The organism is Streptomyces sp. M2CJ-2 (assembly GCF_016757295.1).
Classification (GTDB): domain Bacteria; phylum Actinomycetota; class Actinomycetes; order Streptomycetales; family Streptomycetaceae; genus Streptomyces.
The window spans coordinates 15,619-27,411 of sequence record NZ_JAESIF010000075.1; the positions used below are offsets into that span (position 1 = coordinate 15,619).

Annotated in this window: 12 protein-coding genes and 2 pseudogenes; 7 read left to right on the forward strand and 7 right to left on the reverse strand. The window is 70.1% G+C overall.

What is annotated here, in order from left to right:
• Window positions 1-152 precede the first annotated feature (152 nt).
• On the forward strand, window positions 153-587 hold the full coding sequence (locus tag JL475_RS32800; RefSeq protein WP_202281844.1) for an SRPBCC family protein: 435 nt from the start codon (window positions 153-155) through the stop codon (window positions 585-587).
• Window positions 588-780: 193 nt separating this feature from the next.
• On the opposite strand, the pseudogene JL475_RS40550 reads toward JL475_RS32800, so the two are convergent.
• The 3 genes and pseudogenes from JL475_RS40550 to JL475_RS32815 form a co-directional block, all read right to left on the reverse strand.
• Window positions 781-1,047 (reverse strand): annotated as a pseudogene (locus JL475_RS40550) (HEAT repeat domain-containing protein); the annotation flags it as partial.
• 199 nt (window positions 1,048-1,246) lie between these two features.
• A complete protein-coding gene (locus JL475_RS32810; RefSeq protein WP_202281846.1) occupies window positions 1,247-1,567 on the reverse strand; it encodes a tyrosine-type recombinase/integrase in 321 nt (106 codons plus the stop codon).
• A gap of 1 nt (window position 1,568) precedes the next feature.
• Window positions 1,569-2,400 (reverse strand): IS5 family transposase gene (locus tag JL475_RS32815; protein ID WP_237408968.1). Its coding sequence is split into 2 segments (ribosomal slippage): window positions 1,569-1,899 and window positions 1,898-2,400, totalling 834 coding nucleotides; the frame shifts between segments, so codons are not numbered across the junction.
• Window positions 2,401-2,422: 22 nt separating this feature from the next.
• Between JL475_RS32815 and JL475_RS32820 the strand changes: the two genes are divergently transcribed.
• Window positions 2,423-3,148, forward strand: coding sequence for a hypothetical protein (locus tag JL475_RS32820; protein WP_202281848.1), 726 nt, complete (start codon window positions 2,423-2,425; stop codon window positions 3,146-3,148).
• A 32-nt stretch (window positions 3,149-3,180) separates the two neighbouring features.
• Here JL475_RS32820 and JL475_RS32825 read toward each other — a convergent pair.
• A pseudogene (locus tag JL475_RS32825) lies at window positions 3,181-3,549 on the reverse strand (transposase); the annotation flags it as partial.
• 273 nt (window positions 3,550-3,822) lie between these two features.
• Here JL475_RS32825 and JL475_RS32830 point away from each other — a divergent pair.
• The gene (locus JL475_RS32830) at window positions 3,823-3,999 is read left to right on the forward strand and encodes a hypothetical protein (RefSeq protein WP_202281849.1); all 177 of its coding nucleotides are present in this window, start codon (window positions 3,823-3,825) and stop codon (window positions 3,997-3,999) included.
• A gap of 542 nt (window positions 4,000-4,541) precedes the next feature.
• Here JL475_RS32830 and JL475_RS32835 read toward each other — a convergent pair.
• Both JL475_RS32835 and JL475_RS32840 read right to left on the reverse strand, forming a co-directional pair.
• A complete protein-coding gene (locus tag JL475_RS32835) occupies window positions 4,542-5,225 on the reverse strand; it encodes a PIG-L deacetylase family protein (protein ID WP_202281850.1) in 684 nt (227 codons plus the stop codon).
• Window positions 5,226-5,342: 117 nt separating this feature from the next.
• Window positions 5,343-6,074, reverse strand: a complete 732-nt coding sequence (locus JL475_RS32840) for a TetR/AcrR family transcriptional regulator (RefSeq protein ID WP_237408970.1) — start codon at window positions 6,072-6,074, stop codon at window positions 5,343-5,345.
• Between the two features lie 195 nt (window positions 6,075-6,269).
• Between JL475_RS32840 and JL475_RS32845 the strand changes: the two genes are divergently transcribed.
• From JL475_RS32845 to JL475_RS32860, 4 genes are all read left to right on the forward strand, one after another.
• Window positions 6,270-7,364, forward strand: a complete 1,095-nt coding sequence (locus tag JL475_RS32845) for an ATP-binding cassette domain-containing protein (protein WP_202281851.1) — start codon at window positions 6,270-6,272, stop codon at window positions 7,362-7,364.
• Entirely contained in the window at window positions 7,361-8,176 is an 816-nt protein-coding gene (locus JL475_RS32850) for an ABC transporter permease (protein ID WP_202281852.1), read from the forward strand. Before JL475_RS32845 ends, JL475_RS32850 begins: the two co-directional genes overlap by 4 nt.
• A 463-nt stretch (window positions 8,177-8,639) precedes the next feature.
• On the forward strand, window positions 8,640-9,959 hold the full coding sequence (locus JL475_RS32855) for a nucleotide sugar dehydrogenase (RefSeq protein ID WP_202281853.1): 1,320 nt from the start codon (window positions 8,640-8,642) through the stop codon (window positions 9,957-9,959).
• A 42-nt stretch (window positions 9,960-10,001) separates the two neighbouring features.
• Window positions 10,002-10,988 (forward strand): NAD(P)-dependent oxidoreductase, encoded by a 987-nt coding sequence (locus JL475_RS32860; RefSeq protein WP_202281854.1) that lies wholly within the window; start codon window positions 10,002-10,004, stop codon window positions 10,986-10,988.
• Window positions 10,989-11,198: 210 nt separating this feature from the next.
• Here JL475_RS32860 and JL475_RS32865 read toward each other — a convergent pair.
• Window positions 11,199-11,793, reverse strand: a 595-nt coding sequence (locus tag JL475_RS32865) for a phosphopantetheine-binding protein (RefSeq protein ID WP_237408972.1), incomplete at its 5' end; no start/stop codon positions are given.

An 11,793-nucleotide genomic window follows, 5' to 3' on the forward strand; every position in this document is an offset into this window, starting at 1 on the left:
GCCCGAAGGCCGAGCACGCCGAGGAGCTGACGGGCCGGCCGTGCTCGTGATCGGCAGGGCGCTTCCCGGTCTGGTTGCCAGGTGGCCGACTCACGGCGCAACCTGGAAGGGACCATGGGCCCGGGTGGCCGGGCCAGGAGGCGAGGTCCGCGATGAGCAGGCTCCAGGAGCACATCGACATCAGCGCCCCGGCACAGAAGGTGTGGGACCAGTTGCACCGCGTCGAGGAGTACTCGTCGTTCATGGACGGGGTGCAGCGCGCTTCTGCACGCGGCGGTGACCGCGCTCGTCTCGATGTCCGGACCGGCCGTGGTGAGCAGGCGCTCGAGGCCGTCCTCTCCGACCGCTCCGACGAACAGACCATCACCTGGCAGACGCAGGGCAGCCCGGAGCTGCAGGGCACCCTCTCGGTCAGGTCCCTGGACAGGGACCACAGCCAGGTGCAGATCCGGATGGAGTACGACCCGCAGGGCATCCAGGACACCTTCGGCGGTCCGAAGGGAATGGCCCAGGTCCACGCGGTCGAGCGGACGGTCCGGGACGACCTGGAACACTTCAGGGATCTCGTGGAGCGGCAGAAGGGTTGACTCGGAGACGACTTCTTCTCCCCACCTTCATACGGGGAAGGGGATGACGCGCCGCCCGGCCGGGCGCTCAGTCCGGCAGCGGCGGCAGGTCGAACCCGTCGTTCTGCATGCGCGGCAGCAGTCGGTCGGCCGTCGAGATGGTGCCGTCCGGGGCGGTGCGGACGCCGCCGTCATCGCGGACCACGGATTCACGTCCGATGCTCACCAGCAGCTCGACGACCGAGGCACGATCGGGGGTCGCGGGATCGTCGGCCAGCGCGAAGAGGAACGGCAGACTCGCCGCCGTGCACGCGTATACGTCGCCCTGGTGGTGGACCGCACCGTAGAAATCGCCGAGCGCCCTCTCCCGGATCCCGGGATCGGGTGAGGCCACCGCCCGGAGCCACACCGGAACGTCCACGGCCAGCCCGTACGCATGCCCCATCGACGCCCAGTCGACACTGTCCACATCATCGATCACGCACGGCACTCTGCCGCAGGGCACTGACAAACCCTCCAGGCAGGCTTCCGCTTGTCCTGGCGACTGCATGGAAGCAGGACCCGGCTCTGGCTGACCTCCCCACACCGGGTTCACCCGTCATGGAGGTGTCGGCAGGCTCGCCCGGCCGTGAACAGCCCTCGCACGGGATCCCCGTGCGCCCCTCGCCGGGCTTCCTGGCTCACGCTTGCTTCTCCGCCTCAGAACCGTGAAGGCCGTCCCACGTGGTCGCGGCTCCGCGGAGGTCCTCCACGTCCGGCTTCACGTACCACTTCTTCGTGGTCCTGACGTTCGTGTGCCCGGCCCATCGGGCGAGGATGTGATCCGGCACGCCGTTGTCGGCGAGATAGGTGAGACAGGACGAGCGAGCGTCGTACAGGCGTATTCGGCGGAGGCCAAGGACTTCCATGAGCCGGTACGCGCGTCTACGGAGCTGCTTGATCGTGAAGGCTTCCCCGGTCTCGTGTACCACGACGCACCCGGAGTCCGAGTAAGAAGTCATCTCATGTGGTGAGTCTGCGGTAGCAGATGAGGGTGCAGGCGATGCTCGTGAGGGCCAGGAAGTGCTCGGCCTTGCGCTCGTAGCGGCGGTGGAGGCGGCGGCAGCCGGCGAGCCAGGCCGTCGTGCGTTCGATGGTCCAGCGGTGCCGTCCGAGCCGCCTCGAGGTCTCGACGCCCTTGCGGGCGATGCGGTGCCGGATGCCCCGCCGGGACAGCCATCGCCGCAGGTGAGCGTAGTCGTATCCCTTGTCGGCGTGGAGCTTGCCGGGCCCGCGCCGCCGGGGACCCCGGCGGGAGCGGATGGGCGGGATGCCCTTGACCAGGGGATCAGGGCCGGCCGTCGTGGACGTTGGCGCCGGAGATGCCGGCGGACAGGGGCAGACCGGTCCGCTCGGTGATCAGATGGATCTTCGAGCCGTACGTGCCCCGGTCGACAGGATTCGGACCCGTCAGGTCCCCCTTTTTCAGGGCCCGCATGTGCACCGAGTCGATCGCGCACCGCGACCGGTCCAGCTCGCCGAGGGAGCCGGGCTCGTCCAGGACCAGGCGGTGCAGTTTGGCCCAGACCCGGGCCTTGGTCCACTCGGTGAACCGGCGGTGCGCCGTGGCGCCGGACGGCCCGAACGAGGCGGCGGGCAGCTGCCGCCACGTGCAGCCGGAGGTCGCGACGAACACGATCGCGGCCAGCACCTCGCGGTCGCCGTGCCGGCGTCGGCCGCCGCCCTGAGGGCGTGAGGGTGCCTCCGGCACCACGCGCTGGCACAGCTTCCACAACTCGTCCGGCACCAGCCGCTCAACGAGCCCTGCCACGGCCGACAGCCTACCGAACCACATGAGATGACCTCATAATGCCCAGGTGGTGAACTGGACTCAGATGCACGACTGCTACGGGGATACCGATCGCGTCCCCGCGCTTCTGGAACGGGTGGAGTTCGAGGACAACGCCGAAGCATGGGAGGAGCTGGGGTACCGGCTGGTCCTCGAACACGGCCTCGTCTTCCCCGTCAGCTTTGCCGCCCTGCCGCGCCTGGTGCGTCTCGCCTCGAGGAGCGCACGGGCGCGTGGACTGGCCGGAGCGATTTTGCGACGCGCGGCAGGACACCACGGCTGCGACGATCTGCTGGCGGACTGCGCCGACGCGATCGCGGAGTTCCGCAAGCTGTTGGACCGGCACCTGCAATCGCGGCCGGTCAACTACCTCGCGACCTTCCTCGATTCGCTCGCGGCCAAGAAGGAGTACCACTGGAGTGCCGTCCTGGGGGACTTCGCGGACGACTTCTACCATCTGGCCTGCCCCCACTGCGCCGTGGAAGTGACGATCGCCATCGGGGACCACGGGCGCTATTCAGCGATCCGGGACTGGCACCTGGGCGACGTGGACCGTCGCGGCCTGCGGCCGGCGTCCTTTGAGGAACTCTCCGGCACCGGCCGGTGGATGCACGAGACTGCCGTCCGTGACGGGCACGAGGCCCTCGCCGACGGAATCGCCCACCTCTTCGGCAAGGCCGGATGCCCACACTGCGCCAGCGTGTTCAACATCGCGGACGAGTACACATCCGCCAACTGCCCCGTCCTGCGGTAGGCCAGGGTGAATCGGAAGTAAGCGGGAAGGGCTCAGGAGCGGAGCCACAGCCGGATCGCGGTGACGGTCACCGTGCCGTGGAAGACATAAGCCCGTTTGTCGAATCGAGTGGCCACGGCACGGAAGCCTTTGAGGGCGTTGATCGTTCGCTCGATCTCGTTCCTGCTGGCATACCGGGATCGGTCGAAGGCGGCGGGCCGACCGCCCTTGCTGCCGCGCTTTTGCCGATGGGCCCGCTGGTCGCGGCGCTCGGGGATGGTGTGCTTGATCTGCCGACGTCGCAGATGGCGGTGGTTGCGGCGGGAGCTGTACGCCTTGTCGCCGCTGAGGTGGTCCGGCCGATTGCGAGGACGCCCGCCGGTCGGGCGCGGCACACGGACGCGCTCCAGCACCGGGATCAGCGGCCCGGACGCCGGCCTGGCACGGCCCGTCCGATCCCGGCGACTGGACCGCGGTGCGGCGCACGTTCCGCGACGGGCACACCGCCACCTGGTGGGCCGCCGACGCCGTGCTCGGCGTCCGGGGCCCGGACGGCTGGACCGGCTGGTGGTGGCCACCACCGCCCCGGCCACCCTGCCGGACAAGACCACCTGGTACCTGGCCACCCACCTGTCCGCCCCGGCGAACCACGTACGGCCGACAGCCCGCATCCACCCGCCGGTCTGGCCGGACCGGTGCGAATCTACGGCGTCCGCAACTGGATCGAGCAGAGCTACAGGCAGGTCAAGGACGAACCGGGGTGGGCCGACTTCCAGGTCCGTTCCGACACCGCGATCCTCCCCCGGCTTTCGGCTGGGGGCACCCCCAGTCACCAGACCCTGGTCCGCTGCGCGTTCACCTTCTGCCGGTAGGCATGGTCCACCCGGACGCCACCACCACAGCCAACGCCTGAGCCACCGGCAACACCCGGGCGGCAGGCCCGGCAGGAGAGGGGGATCCGAAAACCCCGGTCAACCCCCGCCACCGAGCCGGCCGAAGACGATCCGTGCCGTCCGCGGCCGGCCGACCCCTTGGCTCGCGCTGCGACACTGGTGGCAGGCATGGTCCGACACGCCCCCACCGGCCCGATTCCAGAACCTGATCGAAGCGGTCACCACCGGCCAGGCCCTGAACCTCTACTCTCCGACCTGACCACCTACCGTTGGGCCCCGTTGTCAAACTCCCGTCTGCCTCGCGACGCCATGCACGCTCCCCCGAGCTCTTCGAGCAGGGGGACTCCCACTCACCGCACCGGGCCCTGCCCCAAGCACATCCCGTACGAGGCTCAGGGCCCGGCATGCCGAGAGCACGCATCCGACGCCGGGCGGGCAGCGGGGCGGCGCGCGACGAATCGCGTGCCGGGGACCGGCGCCCACTCCCCCTACGGCGACGGCCACCGCAGGACCCAGGTGTGTCAGTGCACCACACGGACCAGTTCGAACGCCTCCGCGAGTCCCGCCGCGATCTGCGAGCCGCGGTATTCGGCCAGCGCCCGTACGCCGCGTTCGCTGCGCGGGTTCGGCCAGGGATCGACCTCCTGGCCGTACGCCCGCAGCGCCTCCAGCTTGCGGTCGAGGTGACTTTCCTCCAGCACCTCCCAGCAGTTGGGGCGGAAGCCGCTGGGCGTGCCGGACGCCTCGCCGGTGTCGGTGGCGGAGCGGATCTCGAAGCAACGGATCTCGCGCACGCTGCCCCGGCCGGGGCGGCCGGCGATCCTGGCCGCCCGGCTGACCAGCTGGTGGTCCAGGCTCAGGTCGGCGAGGCTGGTGGTGAACAGCGTGTCGGGCTCGAAGTCCCGCACCTCGCGCTCCACGACGCGGTTGAGCTCCAGCTGCCCGATGGTGTCGAGCCGGTTGTCCCCGAAGCCGTGCACCCGTACCCGCTTGATGCCCAGAACCGACGCCGCGGACTCGATGGCGGCGACTCGGTTGGTCACCCCGGAGCCGGACACCGACCGCGAGCCGTCGTCGTTGGTGAGCACGCACAGGCCGACGAGCACGCCGTCGTCTGCCAGCCGCGCGATGGTCCCGCCGGCGCCAAGCGTCTCATCGTCGCCGTGCGCGGCCACAACAAGCAGTTTCCGGATTTCTCTTCGCATAGCGGTCCTCTCAGAACACAGAAAAGCAGCCGATTCCCGGCCGGCGCTGTTCTGCGCCGATTTCACGTCCTAGCGCACCAGAGCCCCCAGGGGGTACCCCTATTCGGCCGGGCCCGGCTACCCCTTATCGCGGACGTAGGACTCCACCCCGTCGAGCAGCAGCCGGATCCCGAATCCGACGACCGGCCGCACCTCGCCGTCCCCATCGCTGCCGTCGGCGGCAGCGGGCATCGCGGTGGCCAGTTCGGCGAGCATCGGGAACCGATCGCCGTCAACGATCTTCTCCAGGATTTGGGGGTACCCCAGGCCCATCGGCACCAGATCGTCGGCGAGGCGGGCGAGGTCGCGGACCGCCGAGAACATGAACATCGCGAGCCCCAGAACCTCGTCGTGGCCGAGCCCGGTGCCGCGCACGGCACGCAGCAGCGCCTCGATCCAGGCGAGCCCGTTGGGGCCCACCGGCGGGCTCTTGAGCTGCACTTCCACCAGCCAAGGGTGCCGTCGGTAGACCTCCCACAGGCCGTCCACCCAGGCTTCGACGCGCTGCCGCCAGGCGTCGGTGTCCGACAGCTCGGGCGGCGGTCCGGACGCCACGTCGGCCATCACGGCCACCAGCTGGGACTTGCCCGGCACATGCCGGTAGAGCGACATCGCGGTGTACCCGAGCTCGCCGGCGACCCGCTGCATGGACAGTTTGGTCAGGCCCTCACTGTCGGCCACCCCGATCGCGGTACGGACGATCTTGGCGACGCTCAGCCCCGGCCGCGGACCAGGCGCCGGACGCTCGTCCGCCGACCACAGGAGGTCCAGACTCCGCATGAGGTCCGCATCGCGCTCGGCGTCCTGCATGTCCTTCCCCCTATCCGCCTTGACGTCGATCTGAACGAGCGTGTACAACACAAACTGCCAAGTTTATGCCGCATACATCTCTCACACGACACACCATTCCGGCTCCCGTTTTAGGTGGAATGAGAACATTCCTGCAACCTATACATGAGGCCGCCGGGCGCGCCACCGTCACAGGGAAGGACGTCATTAGCGAGCATGAACCATCCAATAGAAGTGGAAGGGCTCGGCAAATCCTTCGGTGACGTGCCCGTACTCAAGGGGATCGATCTGTCCGTCCAGGCGGGCACGATGTACGCGCTGCTCGGCCCGAACGGCGCCGGCAAGACGACGACGGTACGGATCCTGGCCACACTGACCCGTATGGGCACCGGCACCGCCCGGGTCAACGGCTACGACGTGGTCCGCCAGGCCCGCGAGGTCCGCGCATCGGTCGGCCTGACCGGTCAGTACGCGGCGGTCGACAAGATGCTCACCGGGCGGGAGAACCTGGTGATGATGGGTCGCCTGTACCGGCTGGGCCGGGCCGCCGCGCGGCGCCGCGCGGACGAGCTGATCGAGCAGTTCGACCTGGTCGACGCCGCGGGCCGGCAGGCCAAGACGTACTCGGGCGGCATGCGCCGCCGGCTCGACCTCGCCGCCAGCCTCATCGGTCGACCCCCGGTGATCTTCCTGGACGAGCCGACCACCGGACTCGACCCGCGCAGCCGCGCCACCATGTGGGCCGCGATCCGGGCCCTGCTCGGACAGGGGACCACCATCCTGCTGACCACGCAGTACCTGGAGGAGGCCGACCAACTCGCCGACCGCGTCGGCGTGCTGAGCGACGGGCACATCGTCGCCGAAGGCACCCCGGGCGAGCTGAAGCAGCGCGTCGGCAGCGAACGCCTGGAGCTGACCTTCGACGACGAGAACGCCCTCGGCGCCGCGCTGGCAGCCATGTCCGGTGAGAAGGTGCAGCGGGAGGAGGACGGCCACCGGGTCAGCGCACCGATCGAGGGTGCCCGGCATCTGAAGTCGATCCTGGACCGGGTGGAACAGGCCGGTGTCGAGGTACGCCACATCAGCATCACCGAGCCGACCCTGGACGACGTGTTCCTGACGCTGACCGACCGGTCCGGCCCCTCGCGGGCCCCCGGCGGCACGGTGCCCCACCAGTCCCCGGCCGCCGGGGAATCCCACCGGTCCCCGCAGGCAGGGGACTCCGACCGCTCCGCCGGGTCCGACGCGCTGTCCGGCCGGTCCGACCAGTCCGCCGCGTCGGCGGGCACCCGGGAGACCCGATCGCGATGACCACTCAGCAACTGCACGCCGTACCTCCGGCCGCGTCCCTCCGCTCCCGGTTGGCCTGGGCGGTGAGCGACAGCTTGGTGCTGAGCGGGCGCGCCACCCGTCATCTGCTGCGCAACGCCGAGCTGATGATCGTGTCGACCATGCTTCCGCTCGCCCAGCTGATCGTCTTCCGCTATCTGTTCGGCGGCGCGATCGAGACCGGCAGCGTGAACTACGCGAGCTACATGATCGCCGGCCTGATCGTCATCAGCGTCGGCTTCAACGCCTCCAACACCTCGGTCAGCATGGCCAACGACCTCGCCGAGGGCATCGTGGACCGCTTCCGGTCCATGCCGATGGTCTCGACGTCCCTGCTCACCGGCCATGTGGTGGGCTCCCTCGCCCGGCACATCCTGTCGATGACGGTGATCGTGCTGGGCGGCCTGGCGGTCGGCTTCCGGCCGCAGGCGGGGGTACGGGAGTGGCTGGCGGCGGCCGGACTGCTGCTGATCTTCGCCACCACCATCTCGTGGCTGTCGGTGATCTTCGCGGTGCTCACCAAGTCGGTGGAGGGGGCGAGCGGTCTCAGCCTGGTGCTGGTCTTCGTGCCGTACGCCAGCAGCGCGTTCGTGCCCACGCACACCATGCCGAGCGTGCTCCAGGGCTTCGCGAACAACCAGCCGTTCACCCCCCTCATCGACGCCGTCCGCGGTCTGCTGCTCGGCATGCCGGTCGGCAACGACGCGTGGATTGCGCTGGCCTGGTGGAGCGGGCTGCTGGTGGTGGCCGTACCGCTGGCGGGGCTGCTCTTCCGCCGCCGCACGTCGGCGTAATGGCCTCGGCCCTCGCCCGTACCCCTGTCGGCCGCGGCGGGGGCGGGGCCGGCCGGTTGGTCGGCTGAGTGACTGGCTGACCCATTCCGGCCGTGATCCGGCCCGGGACGGATCGGGACACGCGAGTGTCCCGGCCGCTCGGGCCGGTTTGTTTTCCCCTCCGGGCACCTCGAATCCGGCGCGTCGTGAGAGACCTGAGTCCGGGGCGCGGTGAGGTGCCCCGATTCCCCGTCCCGGCGAGGCTTCCGGCGGCCCACCGATAGGGGCGGATAGGGGTAGGAAGGCGTCCCCCGCACGCCGTAGCATCGACGCGCAAAGCAACCGTCAACGCGCGTCTCCCTGGCACATTCCGGTGCCAATTCTTATCGCGTTCATGGTTTCAAGGGTTCCCGGCGCGCTTTTCGCGGCGCCATGGGTACGGCGATTCGAAGTGGCGGCACCAACCGAATGGGTTGAAGGGAAAATGCCAGCATCCACCGCACACGACCGGCCGGGGGCCGGAACAGAGCGGATCGCGTCCGTCGCCGTCATCGGCATGGGATATGTGGGATTGCCGACTGCGCTCGGTCTGCACGCCGGCGGACTGTCCGTCATCGGCATCGACCACAGCGAGGCCCGGCTGGCGGCGATCCGCGCCAGCGACGTCGACCTGATCGAGGCCGACCTCCGACGCCTGGACAAGGCGCTGCGCGAGGACGGTTTCACGCTCACCTCCGACATCGGCCGGCTCGCCGAGGCGGACGCGGTCATGGTGTGCGTACCCACGCCCATCGACAATCATCTGATGCCGGACCTGGAGCCGCTGCGCGCCGCCTGCACGTCCCTGATCGAGCACGTGGTGCCGGGCCAGACGCTGATCCTCACCTCCACCAGCTTTGTCGGGACCACGCGCAGACTGCTCGTCGAGCCGCTGACCGCCCAGGGCTTCACCGTCGGCCGGGACGTCTTCGTGGCCTCCAGCCCCGAGCGCATCGACCCGGGCAACGTCACCCACACGCAGGCGGAAACGCCGCGCGTCCTCGGTGGTGTCAGCGAAGGCTGCGTGAGCCGGGCCCGTCGGCTCCTCAGCGTCCTCACCCCCGCCGTCCACGAGGTGGGCTCGCCCGAGGCCGCCGAGATGACGAAGCTGTACGAGAACTCCTTCCGCGCGGTCAACATCGCGCTCGCCAACGAGTTCGCCGAGATCTGCACGGCCCTGTCCCTGGACCCGATGGAGATCACCGAGGCGGCGGCGACCAAGCCGTACGGCTTCATGCGTTTCGACCCGGGCCCCGGCGTCGGCGGCCACTGCATCCCCTGCGACCCGCACTACCTGCTGTGGCAGCTGCGCGCGACCCGCGATCAGGCACCGCTGGTCACGCAGGCGATGGCAGCGATCGCCCAGCGGCCCCGGCAGATCGCCGACCGGGTCCTCGACACCCTTTCCCGGTCGGGCCGCGGCCTCGCCGGCACCCGGGTCATCGTCGTCGGCGTCACCTACAAGCCCGGAGTCAAGGACGTGCGCTCCTCCTCCGCCCTGGACATCATCGGCCTCCTCACCGCGGGCGGCGCCCAGGTCGGCTTCCACGACCCGCTGGTCGACGAGGTCCGGCTGCCGGACGGCACCCTTCTGCGTGGCGCGGTACGTCCTGACGGGGCCGACTGGGACCTGGCCCTCATCCACACCGAGCACCCGGGCCACGACTACGGCTGGGTGGCGGACTGCCCCACGGTCGTGGACGCCACCTACCGCTTCGGCCCCGCGGCGGCCGCCGAACCGCAGGCACCGTCCCTGTCCCTCTGAAGCACCCCCACCACCCCAGCCCATCCGAAAAGGACCACGGCAATGCGCAGCCTGATCACCGGCGGGGCGGGATTCATCGGATCCCACCTCACGGAGCACCTGCTCGGCCTCGGCCAGGAGGTCGTCGTCCTTGACGACCTCAGCACCGGCAGCGAACACAACCTCGCCGCGGTCGCCGACCACCCGGGACTCAGCTTCCACCACGGCTCCGTCAACGACCCCGAGGCCGTGGAGGCCGCGCTGCAGGGGGTCGACGCGATCTACCATCTGGCCGCCGCCGTGGGCGTATTCACCATCCTCGACAAGACGCTGCACAGCCTGCGCACCAACCTGCTCGGCGTCGAGACGGTCCTGGAGGCCGCCCGCCGCCACCAGGTGCCGGTGCTCCTCGCCTCGACCAGCGAGATCTACGGCAAGAACACGACCGAGGGCATCACGGAGGACGACGACCGCATCGTCGGCTCTCCGCTCGTCAACCGCTGGTCCTACGCGGAGGCCAAGGCCCTGGACGAGACGTACGCCCATCTGTACGGCGTCGAGTACGGCGTACGGTCGGTCATCGCCCGGCTGTTCAACACGGTCGGGCCGCGCCAGTCCGGCCGGTACGGGATGGTCGTGCCGCGGTTCGTCGAGCAGGCGCTGGCCGGTGAGCCGCTGACCGTGTTCGGCAGCGGGGAGCAGATCCGCTGCTTCTGCCACGTACTGGACGTCGTCCCCGCGCTGGTGGCCCTGATGGCGGACGAGAGCGCCTACGGTACCGCGTACAACATCGGCAGCAACGAGCAGATCAGCATCGCCGAGCTGGCCGAACGGGTCATCAAGGCCACCGGTTCGACCAGCAGCGTGGTCCACGTCCCCTACCAGGAGGCGTACGGGCCGGGGTTCGAGGACATGGAGCGCCGGGTGCCCGACTGCGGCAAGGCCGAGCGCACGGTGGGCTTCCGACCGCAGCGGACGCTGGACGACATCATCAACGACGTGACGGCGGAGCGCCGGCTGCGGCGGGATTCGGCTTCGGCGGCGGTCTGAGACCGTGGGCGGTCGCGCCTTTGGGCAGGCGGCCGCTGATTGCGGGGAAGTGGAGACGCGGCGATGCCCGTGTCCGACGGCCGGGGTGGTCGTGGGGCGCGGGCATCGGTGTGTGCGGGGTCGGTTCTGCGGTGGGTTACGGGGCGATGTGCATGTGTTCCCCCTGTCCCCGTCGTGTGCGCGTGCACGCGGCGGGGACAGGGGGTGGGGTCACTCCGGGGAGTGCAGTTCGTCGTCCAGGATGCTGAACAGGTCTTCCGCGCTGGCGCTGTCGAGGCTGGTCCCGTGGCCGTGCGGCCCCTCTGACTCGCCGACCGCGCTCCAGGCTGCGGTGAGGGCGTGGAGACGGCTGACGATCCGGGTTCGGCCCGCCTGATCGAGGGTCGTGTCCGCGAACGACTTCTCCAGCGCGAGCAGCTGCTTCTCCAGCACGGTGGTCGGGTCGCCGTCCTCCTCGTTCTCCGGGTGGAACTGGGTGAGGAGGTGGTGGGCCAGGTCGTGGGGGCTGGGGTAGTCGAAGATCAGGGTGGCGGGAAGACGGCGGCCGGTGTGCTTGTCGAGCCGGTTGCGGAACTCGATCGCGCTGAGCGAGTCGAAGCCCGACTCCAGGAAGCCCCGCGCCGGGTCGATCGCGGTGGCCTCGGCGTGGCCCAGGACGGAGGCGGCCATGCCGCGCACGAGGTCCACCGTCCGCGCCTGGCGTTCGGCGGCGGGCAGCTCCGCCAGGCCGGCCCAGAATCCGGCGCCGGTCGCGCCGCCCCGCACCTGACGGCGCGTGGGACGCACCAGGCCCCGCAGCTTCCCC